The 14373-nt window shown below is 73.9% G+C and carries 13 protein-coding genes; 7 read left to right on the forward strand and 6 right to left on the reverse strand.

Annotated elements, in window-relative coordinates:
- The first annotated feature begins 22 nt into the window (after positions 1-22).
- From AB0C73_RS14680 to AB0C73_RS14695, 4 genes are all read left to right on the forward strand, one after another.
- On the forward strand, positions 23-2461 hold the full coding sequence (locus tag AB0C73_RS14680; RefSeq protein WP_362529112.1) for a hypothetical protein: 2439 nt from the start codon (positions 23-25) through the stop codon (positions 2459-2461).
- 39 nt (positions 2462-2500) lie between these two features.
- A complete protein-coding gene (locus tag AB0C73_RS14685; protein ID WP_362529114.1) occupies positions 2501-3217 on the forward strand; it encodes a sulfite exporter TauE/SafE family protein in 717 nt (238 codons plus the stop codon).
- A gap of 120 nt (positions 3218-3337) precedes the next feature.
- Positions 3338-3760 carry a DUF6325 family protein gene (locus tag AB0C73_RS14690; protein WP_362529366.1) on the forward strand — a complete coding sequence of 141 codons (423 nt, stop codon included), beginning with the start codon at positions 3338-3340 and terminating at the stop codon, positions 3758-3760.
- Between the two features lie 27 nt (positions 3761-3787).
- Positions 3788-4072 (forward strand): SHOCT domain-containing protein, encoded by a 285-nt coding sequence (locus tag AB0C73_RS14695; RefSeq protein ID WP_362529117.1) that lies wholly within the window; start codon positions 3788-3790, stop codon positions 4070-4072.
- Between the two features lie 12 nt (positions 4073-4084).
- Here AB0C73_RS14695 and AB0C73_RS14700 read toward each other — a convergent pair whose 3' ends face one another.
- Together AB0C73_RS14700 and AB0C73_RS14705 are read right to left on the reverse strand one after the other, a co-directional pair.
- Positions 4085-4966 carry a diacylglycerol kinase family protein gene (locus AB0C73_RS14700; protein WP_362529120.1) on the reverse strand — a complete coding sequence of 294 codons (882 nt, stop codon included), beginning with the start codon at positions 4964-4966 and terminating at the stop codon, positions 4085-4087.
- Positions 4967-5040: 74 nt separating this feature from the next.
- The gene (locus tag AB0C73_RS14705) at positions 5041-6636 is read right to left on the reverse strand and encodes an FAD-binding oxidoreductase (protein ID WP_362529367.1); all 1596 of its coding nucleotides are present in this window, start codon (positions 6634-6636) and stop codon (positions 5041-5043) included.
- A gap of 108 nt (positions 6637-6744) precedes the next feature.
- Between AB0C73_RS14705 and AB0C73_RS14710 the strand changes: the two genes are divergently transcribed.
- The 3 genes from AB0C73_RS14710 to AB0C73_RS14720 all read left to right on the forward strand — a co-directional run bounded on the left by AB0C73_RS14710 (position 6745) and on the right by AB0C73_RS14720 (position 10794).
- A complete protein-coding gene (locus tag AB0C73_RS14710; RefSeq protein WP_362529122.1) occupies positions 6745-7344 on the forward strand; it encodes a TetR/AcrR family transcriptional regulator in 600 nt (199 codons plus the stop codon).
- Positions 7345-7349: 5 nt separating this feature from the next.
- Positions 7350-8948 carry a glycerol-3-phosphate dehydrogenase/oxidase gene (locus AB0C73_RS14715; RefSeq protein WP_362529370.1) on the forward strand — a complete coding sequence of 533 codons (1599 nt, stop codon included), beginning with the start codon at positions 7350-7352 and terminating at the stop codon, positions 8946-8948.
- 70 nt (positions 8949-9018) lie between these two features.
- Entirely contained in the window at positions 9019-10794 is a 1776-nt protein-coding gene (locus AB0C73_RS14720; RefSeq protein WP_362529125.1) for an alpha/beta hydrolase, read from the forward strand.
- A gap of 18 nt (positions 10795-10812) precedes the next feature.
- On the opposite strand, the gene AB0C73_RS14725 is transcribed toward AB0C73_RS14720, so the two are convergent.
- The 4 genes from AB0C73_RS14725 to AB0C73_RS14740 form a co-directional block, all read right to left on the reverse strand.
- Positions 10813-11595, reverse strand: coding sequence for a CPBP family intramembrane glutamic endopeptidase (locus AB0C73_RS14725; protein ID WP_362529127.1), 783 nt, complete (start codon positions 11593-11595; stop codon positions 10813-10815).
- Positions 11596-11709: 114 nt separating this feature from the next.
- Positions 11710-12471, reverse strand: a complete 762-nt coding sequence (locus AB0C73_RS14730; RefSeq protein ID WP_362529130.1) for an FAD:protein FMN transferase — start codon at positions 12469-12471, stop codon at positions 11710-11712.
- On the reverse strand, positions 12464-12919 hold the full coding sequence (locus AB0C73_RS14735; RefSeq protein WP_362529133.1) for an FMN-binding protein: 456 nt from the start codon (positions 12917-12919) through the stop codon (positions 12464-12466). The genes AB0C73_RS14730 and AB0C73_RS14735 overlap by 8 nt, the downstream gene beginning before the upstream one ends.
- A 74-nt stretch (positions 12920-12993) precedes the next feature.
- Positions 12994-14364, reverse strand: a complete 1371-nt coding sequence (locus AB0C73_RS14740) for a ferredoxin reductase family protein (RefSeq protein ID WP_362529135.1) — start codon at positions 14362-14364, stop codon at positions 12994-12996.
- Positions 14365-14373: the final 9 nt, after the last annotated feature.

Consider the following 14373-nt stretch of genomic DNA (forward strand, 5'->3'; position numbering starts at 1 on the left):
CCTCCCGAACAGAGGTGCCGTCATGGCCATCTCGGACGAAGAAGTCGCCCAGGCGAAGAACATCAGTGTCGAGCAGGTCCAGTTGCTCTGCCGGGCCCGCGGGACGACGAACGAGTCGCTCGCGGCCCTGCCCGAAGCCGTGGTGCGGCGGGCCCTGCTCCGGCTCGACTTCCCCGACCTGCCCACCGCCCGCGGGCTCTTCCGCCTCAAGCAGGAGTGCAGCGACGACGGCAGTGTCCGGCCGCACGGCCTGGGCCGGGCCTACGAGCAGGCGGGGGCCATGCTGAGCCGCGCGGCCCCGGCGATGACCGCCGGCGTGCCGACCGGTCCGAACGGGCGGCGTGAACGGGGCGGGCCGGCCCCGACGGCCGGTATGCATCTGGCCGACTGGGTGTGGCTCGGCCCCGGGAACGTCGGCGGGCGGACCCGTGGCATCGTGATCGACCCGGCGGACCCGGACCGGATCTGGGCCGTGAGCGCCGGCGGCGGGGTGTGGCACACCAAGGACGGAGGCGCCCAGTGGGAGCCCGTCGACGACTTCCTGGCGAACCTCGCGTGCGGCTGCATCGCGAGGGACCCCTCCGACGCGTCCACGATGTACGTCGGCACCGGTGAGGCGTTCCAGAACCTCGACGCCATCCGGGGCAACGGCATCTTCCGTACGACCGACGCGGCCACCTGGTCCCCGCTCCCGGCCACCCGGACGCCGGACTTCCGGTTCGTCAGCCGGATCGCGGTGTCGCCGTCCGGCGCGGTCGTCCTCGCGGCCACCTCCACCGGCCTGTTCCGCAGCGCCGATGCCGCCCGGGCCCAGTGGACCCAGGTCCTGGACGTCCCGCTCGGCCATGTCGCGTTCGACCCTCAGGACGGCAAGAAGGCGGTCGCCGGGGCGCTGCGGGACGGCGCGGCCTGGTTCAGCCGTGACGGCGGTGTCACCTGGGCCCTGGCGGCCGGCGGTCCGTGGAACGGCCGGGTCGAGCTGACGTACGCGGAGAAGGACCCGGACATCGTCTACGCGTCGGTCCAGATGACCTCCGGCCAGATCTGGCGCTCGCTGGACGGCGGCAAGACCTACAAGAAGCGCGGGACACTGACCCCGGACGGCCTGCCCTCGGACTATCTGGGCGGGCAGGGCTGGTACGACAACGCCGTCTGGGCCGGGGACCCGACCGACTCGGACCTGGTGCTCGTCGGCGGCGTCAACCTGTTCCGCAGCACGGACGGCGGCGACCACCTGGCCGAGATCAGCACCTGGTGGGACCCCGCCTCGGCCCACGCCGACCAGCACGCCATCGTCTCGCACCCCGGCTACGACGGGGTCACCAACCGGACGGTGTTCTTCGGCAACGACGGTGGCGTGTTCAAGGCGGACGACCTGTCGGTCGTCGGCAGCGAGCCGGAGCCGCCGTTCGTGGCCGGCTGGACGGAGCTGGTGAACAACTACGGTGTGACGCAGTTCTACAGCGGGGCGGGCCACAGCGGCAGCGGGAAGATCATCGGCGGCGCGCAGGACAACGGCTCGATCGCCTTCGACCCCGCCCTCGGCACCCAGGACTGGCGGCCGTTCTTCGGCGGTGACGGCGGCTGGTGCGCCTCCGACCCGACCGACCCCGACGTGTTCTACGGCGAGTACGTGTTCCTGAACATCCACCGCAACACCGACGGCGCCACCACCGACGACACCCAGGGCGACCGCTACATCAGCGGCCAGTTCTTCAACTTCGTGAGCCGCGAGTGGGACTGGAAGCCGGTGCCGTTCCGCATCACGGACGCGAAGAACGAGGACGCCCTGTTCATCGCACCGTTCGTGCTCGATCCCAACGACGAGAACCGGATTCTGGCGGGCGGGGTGTCGCTGTGGCGGACGAACAACGCCAAGCAGCCGAACACCGCCGTCGACGGACCGAAGTGGGCGGCGATCAAGCCCGGCGCCGGCGCGATGATCAGCGCGATCGCGGTGACGCGCGGCGACTCGGACGCGGTGTGGGTGGGCCACGAGAACGGCATGGTCTTCCGTACGGCCAACGGCACCGCGCCGACGCCGACCTGGAAGCGGGTCGGAGCGACGGGACCGAGCCCGCTGGCGCCCCGGCGCTACTGCACCGGCATCACCGTCCATCCGGCCGACCCCGACACCGTGTACGTCACCTTCGGCGGTTACGAGCCCGACAACCTGTGGGTGACCACGGACGGCGGCACGACCTGGGCCGACCTGGCCGGCGGTGCTCTGCCGCCCGCCCCGGTCCGGGCCCTGGCCGTGCATCCGCGGCGGACGGACCTGCTCTACGCCGGCACCGAGGTCGGTCTGTTCGCCAGCGATGACGCCGGGGCGCACTGGTCGCCGACCAACGAGGGGCCGACCAACTGCTCGGTCGACGACCTGTTCTGGATGGACGAGACGCTCGTGTGCGTGACCCACGGGCGCGGGATGTTCCACATCGATCTGTCGAACGTCCCGTGATCCCGTCAGCGACAAGACGCTCCCGTAAGGCGGGCTCCGATGGATCCGCTCCTCATTCCGGTCGTGCTGGTGGCCGTGTCCGCCGCCTTCGTGCTGTCCGCCTCGGCGGGGTTCGGGGGCAGTCTGATCCTCGTACCGACGCTGGCGCTCGTGCTCGGCACCAAGTCCGGGGTGGCCCTCGCGGCGCTCCTCCTGGGCGCCAACAACCTGGTCAAGGTCTACGCGTACCGGGCGACGCTCCCCTTCCGCAAGGCCGCCGTCGTGATCGTGCTCGGCGCCGCGGGAGCCTTCCTGGGCGCCAAGCTGCTGGTCTCCGCTCCCGAGGAGGCCGTGACCATCGCGGTCATCGTCGGGTTCGCCGTCGCGTTCACGCTGGAGACGCTCGATCTCACCCGCTGGCGGCGGGCCGGCTCCCCGGTGCTCGCCTTCGCCGCGGGTGCGACGTCCGGATTCAGCGGCACGTCCGGCCCGCTCAAGGGGCTCGCGGTCCGCGGCCTCGACCTCGACCGCCTCCACCTCGTGGGTGCCTTGTCCCTGGCCTCGCTCGTCGGCGACCTCACGAAGACCGCCGTCTGGACGGATGCCGCGCTGCTGACCGGCGAGGACTATCTCGTCGCCCTGGCCTGCCTGCCGCTGATGATCGTCGGCACGTTCTTCGGCAGACGCTTCAACACCCGGATCGGCGAGCGGGGCTACACGGGCCTGTTCTGGACCGTGATGCTGGGATACACCGGGCGGCTCCTCGCCGGCCTGTGACGCCCTCGCCGGCCTGTGACGCCCTCAGCGGGTGCAGCCCGCGGCGTCCGGTGCTGGAATGGGCGACGTGGGGGTACCCGACCCCGGAGGGATGCCGTGAGCGACGACGAATTCTTCGAGATGGGCCCGATCGACTACGTGGTGGTGGAGTTCCCCGGCAACCGCATGACGGGCGAGGGCTTCCCGCTCCTTGTCGACCTGGTGGACCGAGGCATCATCCGGATCCTCGACCTGTCGTTCATCAGGAAGGACGAGGACGGCACGGTGACCGCTCTGGAGATCGCCGACCTGGACGGTGACGGCACCCTGGACCTCGCCGTCTTCGAAGGCGCCCGGTCCGGCCTGCTGGGGCAGGACGACCTGGAGGAGGCCGCCGCCGCCATCGAGCCGGGCAACGCCGCCGGTCTGCTGATCTACGAGAACGTGTGGGCCGGGCCGTTCGCCGCCGCGCTGCGGCGGGGCGGGGCCCAGCTGGTGGCCTCCGGCAGGCTGCCCGTACAGGCCGTCCTCGCCTCGCTCGAAGCCGCCGAGTCGGAGTCCTGACCACCTGATGACAGAAAGGACCTCGTGATGCCAGGTCTTCTTCGTGGAGTGGCCCGCACCGCGGTCGTCGCCGGTACGGCGACCGCCGTGTCCAACCGGGTGTCCCGCCGGCAGGCGGGACGCTGGGCGGCGCAGGCCCCCCAGGCCGCCCCGCCCCCTCAGCAGGCGCCCCCTCCGCAGTACGCCTCCGCCCCGCCGCCCGACAGCATGGACGTCAAGCTCGACCAACTGAAGCAGCTGGGTGAGCTCAAGGCCCAGGGGGTGCTCACGGACGCCGAGTTCGAGGAGCAGAAGCGCCGGCTCCTCGGCTGACCGGACGCCGCCTCATGCCAGGACGTTCAGGGCCGCGGGCCGCACCCTGAGCGTCACCGGCAGGGTCGCGTCGACCTCGCCGTCCGCGCCGTACGGCAGCGGGCGGTCGGCCTCGATGCGGATCTCCTTGCCGCGCAGGATCTCGACCTGGGGGCGGGCCAGGTGTGCGCCCGTCTTCAGCTCGTTCATCATGGCGAAGAAGAGACGTTTCGGGGCTTCGTTGATCACCACGACGTCCAGGAGCCCGTCGTCCACCCGGGCGCCCGGCGCGACCTTCCGCCCGAAGCCGTAGAAGCCCGAGTTCGCCGCGACCACCGTGTAGCCGCGGCGCTCGTGCCGTACCCCGTCGATCGTGAGCCGGTACGCGGCGGGCCGCCAGGCGGCGACCGCCCGGAAGCCGCCGGCGTAGTACGAGGCCGCGCCGCGCAGCAGCCGTGAGGCGTTGGCGTGGCGGTTGGCGACCGCGTCGACACCCGCGTACACGCTGCCCAGGACGCAGGTCTTCGCGTGCACGGCCGACTCCACCTCGATGGTGTCGACGGCCCGGGGCGTGCCTTCCAGAAGCACCCGGGCGAGCGCCGGGGCATCGGTGGGCAGCTCCAGGGCGCGGGCGAAGTCGTTGCCCCGCCCGGCCGGCACCAGGCCGAACACGATGTCCGTGCCGCTGAGCGCGCCGCCGACACAGCCCGCCATGCCGTCACCGCCGACGGCGAGCACGACGTGCCCGCGCGCCCCGGCGTCCAGGGCGAGCTCCTGGGCGTGCGCCAGGCTGCGGCTGTAGACGGTGTCGAGCCCGGCGCCGGCCTCCCGCAGCAGCCGGGCGAGCGGGAGCAGGCCCGCCGTGCCGCTGGAACCCCCTGCGGTGGGGTTGACGACGGCGGTGAACTGTCGCATGGAGCATGCCTCCGGACGGCAGGAGTAGGGGTCGGCAGAAGCGGGGATCACGGGCGGGTCCAGCGGACGGGGGGTCAGCGGACGGGGATGAGGACACCGGGGCTGAGGACGCCGGACGGGTCGACCTCGGCCTTGACCGCCTGGAGCATACGGATGCCGAGCGGGCCGATCTCGCGGGCGTACCAGTCGCGGTGGTCGGTGCCGACACCGTGATGGTGGCTGATGGTGCCGCCGGCCGCCAGGATCGCGTCGTTGGCGGCCCGCTTCACCGGCTCCCAGTGCGCCACCGGGTCCTCGCCCTGCGCCGAGACGACGGTGAAGTAGAGCGAGGCGCCGTTCTCGTACGTGTGCGAGATGTGGCACATGACGAGCGGCGGCGTGCCGGCCTCGGTGAGGGCGGCGGTCAGCGCGTCGCGCACCGCCGCGTACAGCCCGGGGATCGCGGACCAGAAGGCCGCCGTCTCCAGGGTCTCGGCGAAGGCGCCGGCGTCGAGCAGCGCGTCGCGCAGGTAGGGGGCGTTGTAGCGGCCGTGCTCCCAGCGGTCGCCGGGCTCCTCGCCGAGGTACTCGCCGTCGCAGGCGAGGAGGACCTCGCGGGCGAGGGCGCGGCGGACCGCGGTCTCCTCCTCGGTGCCCTCGAAACCGACGACGGCCATGCAGCCCGGGTTCTGCGGGAGTTCGCTGCTGCCGATGGCGTCGGGCTGGGCGAGGCCGACGAAGGTCTCGCTCTCGTCGGACAGACGGAGCACGGTGGGCCGGGGGCCGTCCTGGGCGAGGCGGCGCAGGGCCGCGGCGCCGGCCTCGAAGGAGGCGAAGCGCCAGCCCTCGTAGACGCGCTTGCTCGGCAGGGGGCGGATGCGCACGGTCACGGCGGTGATCACGCCGAGGGCGCCCTCGGAGCCGAGGATCAGCTGGCGCAGGTCGGGTCCCGCGGCCGAGCGCGGGGCGCGGCCGGTCTCCAGGGTGCCCTCGGGGGTGGCGACGGTGAGGGCGAGGACCATCTCGTCGAAGCGGCCGTATCCGGAGGAGGCCTGGCCGCTGGAGCGGGCGGCGGCGAAGCCGCCGACGGAGGCCCACTCGAACGACTGCGGGAAGTGTCCGAGCGTCCAGCCCCGCGCGTTGAGCAGTGCCTCGCACTGCGGTCCGCGCAGTCCGGGCTGGAGCGTGGCCGTGCGGGAGACCTCGTCGACCGCGAGGAGCTGGTCGAGCCGGCGCAGGTCGAGCGCGACGAAGGGGCGCTTGGTCTCGGGCTTGAGGCCGCCGACGACGGAGGTGCCTCCGCCGAAGGGGACGGCGGACAGGCCGTGCGCGGCACAGGCGCGCAGGACGGCGAGGACCTCGTCGTGCCCGGCGGGGAGCAGGACGGCGGCGGGGATGTCGTCGACCTCGCCGGCACGGATGCGCAGCAGGTCGGGAGTGGACTTGCCGCGGGTGTGCCGGATGCGGCTCTCGGCGTCGTCGCGCAGGGCGTCCTCGGCGGCGACGGCGGCGCGCAGGGCGGCACGGGCCTCGTCGGTCAGCGCCGGGGCGGGGACCTCGATCGCGTCCAGGTCCGCCGGGCCGCTCTCGCGCGGGGTCACGCCGAGCAGGTCCCGCAGCAGGCCGGTCACCGACTCGGGCAGCGGGGCCGCCTTGGCCGGGTCGCCCCAGCCGCTCCACAACATGTCCACTTCGAAGGTCCTCACGGTGCTGTTCCAGCGGCTGTTCAGGCTGCTGTTCACGGTCTGTTCGGGGACGTGCGCTGCCGCTCGGCCCGTACTGGCATTACACTGTGACAGATGACGCCCATTCGTCACAACCATGCGGACGCAGATCCCGTGCTCGACGCGGCACGGGACTGCGTGCTCGCCGTCGGCGTACGGCGAACCACCCTCACCGACGTCGCACGGCGGGCCGGCGTGTCCCGGATGACGCTGTACCGGCGCTGGCCCGACGTGCGGACCCTCGTCGGCGACCTGATGACCCGTGAATGGATCGCCGTCGCCGCCGGTGCCATGCCGCCCTCCGACGACGACCTGCCGGAACGGGCCCGGATCGTCGAGGGCCTGGTGGCGGGAGTCGCCGCGTTCCGGTCCCATCCGCTGTTCCAGAAGATCCTCGACGTCGACCCCGAACTGCTGCTGCCGTACGTCCTCGACCGGCGGGGCGCCAGCCAGGACGCCCTGCTCGGACTGCTCGTCACAGCGCTGGACGAAGGCCACGAGGACGGTTCCGTACGCCGCGTCCACCCCGACCTGCAGGCCCGGTCCCTGCTGCTCGTCGTCCAGTCCTTCACGCTCTCGATGCGCACCATGGCCGACGAGAACGATCCCCAACTGAGCGAAGCCGCCTTCCTCGAAGAGCTGCGCACCCTCCTTGAGAGGACCCTCACGCCATGAGTCCCATGAACCCGACGAGCAGCACCGCCCTGCCCGGCTCCTCGCTCGACGCCGCGCGCCGCCGGCGCGAACTGGACCGGCTCGCCGAGGGTGCCGACGGCACCGACGGCGTCGTGGACGTCCTCGTCGTCGGACTCGGCGCCACCGGCGCCGGAGTCGCGCTCGACGCGGCCACCCGCGGGCTCGACGTCGTCGCGGTCGACGCCCACGACCTCGCCTTCGGCACCTCCCGCTGGAGCTCCAAGCTCATCCACGGCGGCCTGCGCTACCTCGCGTCCGGACAGCTCGACGTCGCCCACGAGAGCGCCGTCGAACGCGGCATCCTCATGGAGCGCACCGCCCCCCACCTGGTGCGCGCCCAGCCCTTCGTACTCCCCCTGACCCCCCTCGTCAGCCGCGGCCAGGCCGCCCTGGCCCGCTCCGGCTTCCTCGCCGGTGACCTGCTGCGCGTGTCGGCCCGCACCTCGCGCCGCACGCTGCCCGGGCCGCGCACCCTGTCCGCCGTCGAGACCCGGCATCTCGCACCGGCCCTGCGCGCCACGGGGCTGCGCGGCGGGCTGCTGTCCTGGGACGGGCAGCTGTCCGACGACGCGCGCCTGGTGACCGCGATCGCCCGTACCGCGGCGGCCCACGGCGCCCGCGTCCTCACCCGTACCCGCGCCCTCGAACTCCACGGCGACGGCGCGCTCCTGCGCGACGAGACCACCGGCCAGGAGCTGCGCGTCCGCGCCCGCGCCGTGATCAACGCGGCCGGGGTGTGGGCGGGCGGCCTGGTCGACGACGTACGCCTCCGGCCCTCGCGCGGCACCCATCTGGTCCTGCGCTCCGAGGCCCTCGGCAGCCTCTCCGCCGGGCTGCACATCCCGATCCCCGGCGAGACCAACCGCTTCGTCCTGGTCCTGCCCCAGGGCGACGGGCGGGTGTACGTCGGCCTCACCGACGAGCCCGTCGACGGCGACATCCCCGACGTCCCGGACGTCCCCGAGACGGACATCGGCTTCCTCCTCGACGTCCTCGGTTCCGCGCTCGACGCCGGCCTGCGGCGCTCCGACGTGGTCGGGGCCTTCGCCGGACTGCGTCCCCTGCTCGACACCCGGGACGCGGGCGGCCGCACCGCCGACATCTCGCGCAAGCACGCCGTGCTCACCTCGCCCGACGGCGTCGTCACAGTCGTCGGCGGCAAGCTCACCACCTATCGCCGCATGGCCCAGGACGCCGTCGACGCCGCCGTGGCCGGCCGCGGTCTGACCGCCGGCCCGTGCCGCACCGCGTCCGTCCCGCTCGTCGGCGCGGCCCGGCCGCAGGTCCTCGCCGGGCTCGACGTCCCGTCCCGTCTCCTGCGCCGTTACGGCACCGAGGCCGCCGCCGTACACGCGCTCGGGCTCGCGGACCCCGCGCTGGCCGAGCCCGTCGTGCCCGGCCATCCGGTCACCGGCGCCGAACTGCTGTGGGCCGTGCGCCACGAAGGCGCCCTCGACACCGCCGACCTCCTCGACCGGCGCACCCGCATCGGCCTGGTGCCGGAGGACCGCGCCGTGGCCGAGGAGGCGGCCCGCGCCGCCCTCGCCGACGCCCCCGGGATCACCGGCCCGTCGCGTCACTGACGCCTCCGGTGCGGGCCGCCCGGGTGGCACCCCGGGCGGGCCCCTGGGACCATGGCCCGGGAGGAACGCCATGGCTCCTGACGCGCACGACTCGCCGGACAACGCACCGCCGGACGGCGAGAAACCGCCGGTCCCGGCCGACACGGGGCCCGACGGCGCCGAGCCGGCCCCGGACACGCCGGCCCCTGCCACACCGGCCCCGGATTCCGGGAGGCGCCGTCGGTCGCTCCGGCTCACGCTCCCCGGCTGCTGGGGCGCGCTCCTGCTCGCCTGTCTCTCCTTCACCCCGTCGCTGCTGCCACGCGGCGGGGTCCTCCAGGGGCTCATCGCCGGCATCAGCGCGGCCATCGGGTACGGGCTCGGCGTCACCGCGGCCTACGTGGGGCGCGCGTTCGCCGACCGGGAGGCACGGACCGCGTCACGCAGGTCGTGGCAGGTCCTGGTCGTCGGCGCGATCGTGCTGTTCGGCGTGTCGTTCGGGCTCGGCCAGTACTGGCAGTACGAGATCCGCCGGCTCATGGGGGTCACCGACTACAACGTCCTGGCGGCGGTGGCCTGCCCGTTCGTGGCCGCGCTCGTCTTCCTTCTGCTGCTGCTGACGGGAAGGGGGCTGCGGCGTCTGTACCACGGGGCCGCCCGGCTCCTGCGCCGCTGGATCGGCCCGCGCGCGGCGCGCGTGGTCGGCTGGGTCGTGGTGGCGGGCCTGGCCTGGTCCGTCGTCAGCGGGGTGCTGCTCTCCGGCTTCGTGAGCGCGGCCAACGCGGCGTTCTCGGTGCGCGACACGGAGACGCCGGAAGGCGTGCACCAGCCCACGTCCGCGCTGCGCTCCGGCGGACCGGGCTCGCTGGTGCCCTGGGACACGCTGGGCCGCCAGGGCAGGGCCTTCACCGGCAGCGGTCCGTCGGCCGAGCAGATCGGCGCGTTCACCCACCGGCCGGCCCAGGAGCCGGTCCGGGCCTACGCCGGTCTGGAGACCGCCGAGGACACGGAGTCGCGCGCGGAGCGGGCCGTCGCGGACCTCCAGCGGGCCGGTGGCTTCGAGCGGGCGAACCTGCTCGTGATGACGACCACGGGAAGCGGCTGGGTCGATCCCGCCGCCGTCGACTCGTTCGAGTACCTGGGCGACGGCGACTCCGCCACCGTGGCGATGCAGTACTCGTACCTGCCGTCGTGGCTGTCGTACCTCGTGGACCAGTCCAAGGCCCGCGCGGCCGGCCGCGATCTCTTCGACGCGGTCTACGACGTCTGGTCCAAGCTCCCCCAGGACAAGCGTCCGCGGCTGTTCGTGGCGGGCGAGAGCCTGGGGTCGTTCGGCGGCGAGACGGCCTTCAGCGGCGAGGCCGACCTGCGCAACCGCACCGCCGGCACCCTGTTCGCCGGTCCGCCGAACTTCAACACGCTGTTCCGCGAGTTCAGTGACGACCGCGATCCGGGCAGTCCGGAGATCGAGCCCGTCTACAAGGACGGGCGCACCGTCCGCTTCACCGACGAGCCGACCGCCGGGATCCCGCCCCAGGACGCGCCGTGGAACGGCCCGCGGGTGCTCTACCTCATGCACCCGTCCGACCCGATCGTCTGGTGGAGCCCGCAGCTGGCGCTCACCGAGCCCGACTGGATCGGCGAGGCGCCCGGCGGGGACGTGCTCGACGCGATGGTCTGGATCCCCTTCGTGACCTTCTGGCAGGTCACCGCCGACCTGCCGTTCTCCACGGGCGTCCCGGACGGCCACGGTCACACCTACAAGGCCGCGTACGTCGACGGCTGGAACACGGTCATGCGGCCGTCCGGCTTCACTCCGCAGGACCTGGAGCGGCTGCGCGTGGTCATCGAACCGCCGGAGCACTGACTGCCCCGGGCCCCGGACTCACCGCAGCAGGAACCCGGCGACGTATCCGAACGCGTTGACCGCCCAGTGCAGGCCCATGGGCGCGAGGAGACTGCCGCTGCGGCGCCGCAGTTCGCAGAACAGCACGCCCCCGGCCCCCGTGAAGAGCACGGCCGACACGATCGCCAGCACGGAGCCGACCGTGGACTCGCCGAAGACCGAGGTCAGCGCGGGTTTCGCGGTGGCCAGGTGCAGCGACGGCAGTACGTGCCACAGGCCGAACAGCAGACTCGACACCGTCGTCGCCCAGACCTCCCCACGTTCCCGGCGCACCAGCCCGTAGAGCACTCCGCGGAAGGCGATCTCCTCCACCAGGACGGTGCCGACCGGGACCACCACGAGCACCCGCGCCGCCAGGTCCCACCCGCCCATCCCCTCGTACCGCCGGTCCTCGAACAGCGAGCGGGTGGCCGGAAGCAGCGCTCCGGCGAGATAGACGACCCCCACCAGACCCATGAGGGCCAGCGCCCACCGGCCACCGCGCGCCAGGGTCCCGCGGCCCAGGCCGGCGTCCGCCAGGGTGCCGCCCGCCCAGCGGAGCACGCCGAGCAGCAGGGCACTGACCGCGGCGGCCGCCACCAGGCGCAGCGCGCCGGTCCACTGATGCAGCAGCAGATTGGCCGCGACGAGTACGGCGACCACGAGGACCACGGCCGGCCAGGTGCCGATCGGCCCGCGCCACCGGCGCCGCGACACAGCGTCCGCGCCGCCGTGGTCGCGTACCACGGGCGGCTCGGCGTCGTCGGGATCGCGGGAAGGCACCAGAGAGGGTCCGTCCGTCCTTCGGTTGCGCCGACAGGGCGTCTCGCCCCGCCGTCCGACCACGCTACCGGCCGCCCACCGATCCGACGAACGGGACATACGAGACGAACGGGCCTACGGCGGCGGCGCGAAGGGGAAGTCCCGCGAGGCGCGTGCCTCGCCGTCGGGGGTCACGGTGAGCAGTGCGTAGCCCGGGTGGGCGGTGATCCAGCGGTGGGCCTCCGTGGCGCCCAGGACCATCGCCGCCGTCGCGTACACGTCGGCCCAGAGCAGTTCGGGGCCGGTGACGGTCGCGGCCAGGAGGGCGGTGGCGGGGGCCTTGCTGCGCGGGTCGGTGATGTGGGCGCCGCGCTCCGTCGTACCCGAGGTGGCGATGGCGTGGTCGCGCCCCGCCACGACGGCGAGGAGCCGCCCCGGGCGCCGGGGGTCGGCGATGCCGGTGCGCCAGAGGCCCGCCGGTCCGGGCGCGCCGCCGACGCGTACGTCTCCGCCGGCGTTGACGCACACGTCTCCGGCGCCCGCCTCCCGCAGGACGCGCCAGGCGCGCTCGGCGGCCCAGCCCTTCACCAGCCCGCTCGGGTCGGGCCTTCCGTCCGCCCAGATGTCGAAGGCGCCGCGGGTACGGCTGTGCGCGCGCTCGCACAGGTCGAGGACGTGCCGCACCTCCGGCGGGGCGTCCGCGCGGCCCAGCTCGCCGCGCCGCATCCGGCTGACCGCGCTGTCGGGCAGGAAGGGCGAGTACACCCGGTCGGCCTCGTGCAGCAGCGCCACGGCCCCGGCCAGCGCTCCGCGCAGGGCGGGTGTCGGCGGGTGCCGCAGGGTGAACGACACCACGGTGCCCATCACCGGCTCGGCGTGCCGCCACGGCTCAGGCACTGGCGGCCCGGTCCAGAGCGCTCTGCAGGGACCGCATATAGCCCTCGCTGGTGTACGTGGCCCCCGACACGGTGTCGATCCGGGCGCTCTGCGCGGTGAGCGCCTCGCTGGTGAGCACGGGTACGGCGTATCCGGCGATCTCGCGGTCGCGTCCGTTCTCCGACGGCACCTGGAGCACGGTGACGCCGGTGAGCCGGCCGCCGCTGAGCGTGACCTGGACCTGCACGGGCCCGTACCGCGTGTCGATGGTGTCTCCGGTGTACGTCCCCGAGGCCGGCGTCCGGGGCGTGGTGCCGGAGCCGGTGCCGCTGCCGCTGCCGGTGCCGGACGAGCTGGGTCCGGTCGGGGCGGCGGAGAGGGACGGGACGGCGGGCTGGTGCGGCTTGAGCGCGAGCAGCGCGCAGATTCCGGCCGCCGTCGCGGCGACGGAGAGCAGCATGCGGCGCATCACGGGCCCCCTCGGGGTGTCGGTCGTCTGTGAGTGAGAACGGGGAGTGAGTACGGGCATCGGGCGCGGCGGCGTCAGAAGGTGAAGAACTCGTGGTGGATGCGCCGGGCCGGCACCCCCGCCTCGCGCAGCGCCTTCTCGGCCGCCGCCGTCCAGCCGGGCGGCCCGCACAGATAGCAGGCGCGGCGCGCGAGGTCCGGAACCAGGCCGTGCAGGGTCCGGGCGTCGAGCGGGAGCCGGTAGCCCGCCGGATCGCTCACGGAGTAGTACACGCGTGCGCCGCGCCGGGCCGCGATCGCGTCGAGCTCGTGCCGCAGCACCAGATCCTCGGGCCGCCGGGCCCAATGGATCAGCACGGGGTCCTCCGGGAGCGTCTCGAACAGCACCCGCATCGGTGTGATGCCCACCCCGGCCGCGAGCAGCAGCGCGGGCCGTCCCGCCGCCCGGTCCGCGGTGAGCGCGCCGTACGGCCCCTCGGCCCACACCCGGGTGCCGGGGCGGAGCGCGGCGACGGCCGCGCTGTGGCCGCCGACCGCCTTCACCGTGATGCGCAGACTCGTCCCGTCGGCGACGGCGGACACCGAGTACGGGGCCGCCGTCCACCACAGCCCGGGGACCAGGAACCGCCAGCGGAGGAACTGCCCGGGCCGTACGGTGAGCTCGTCCAGGTGCTCGCCCGTGACCAGGACCGACACGACGCCCGGGCCCTCCGGCCGGACTCCGGCGACCGTCAGCCGGTGCCGCCGGTACAGGCGGAGCGGCACGAGCAGCCGGAACCACACGATCAGCGCGGCGGCACCCACGTACAGCGCGTACCAGGCGGCCTGGACGGCCGGGCGGTCGAGGTTCGCGCCGGCCGCGAGCTGGTGGCCGAAGCCGAGGAAGACCGCGGCGTACGTGAGCAGATGCAGGTGGTACCAGGTCTCGTGGCTGAGCCGGCGCCGGGCCGCACGCGCCGACACCACCGCCGTCAGGAGCAGGAGGAGCAGCGCGGCGGTCGCCTTGAGCATGTCCGGGTAGTGCATGATCACCTGGACGCCCTCGCTGACCGGGTCCGTCCGGACGGTCAGGGCGTAGCCCTCGATGATCAGGACCGCGTGGGCGAGGGTCAGGGCGATGGTGTAGCGCCCGGCCGCGGCGTGCCAGCGGGCCAGCCGGTCGGTGCCCACCGTGCGGTCGAGGAACGGCACCCGCGCCATCAGGATGACCAGAACCGCGCAGGCGTACCCCGCGAGCAGGCCGGTGATCCGGCCCGCGCCGGTGAACCAGCCGGCCGGACCGACGACCGAGGTGGTGTCGGCCCACCACAGGGCGAGCACCGCCGCCGCCCCGGCCCCGATCAGCGCCTGGAGCGCGACCGCCACGGCGGTGGCCGATCCGGCGGTGCGGCCGGATCGGCGACGGCGGGCGCCCCGCCGCTCGGTCCGCGCGACTTCCGTGATCACGTGCGCTCC

It is taken from the genome of Streptomyces sp. NPDC048623 (genome assembly GCF_040650755.1).
In the GTDB taxonomy this organism is placed as follows: domain Bacteria; phylum Actinomycetota; class Actinomycetes; order Streptomycetales; family Streptomycetaceae; genus Streptomyces.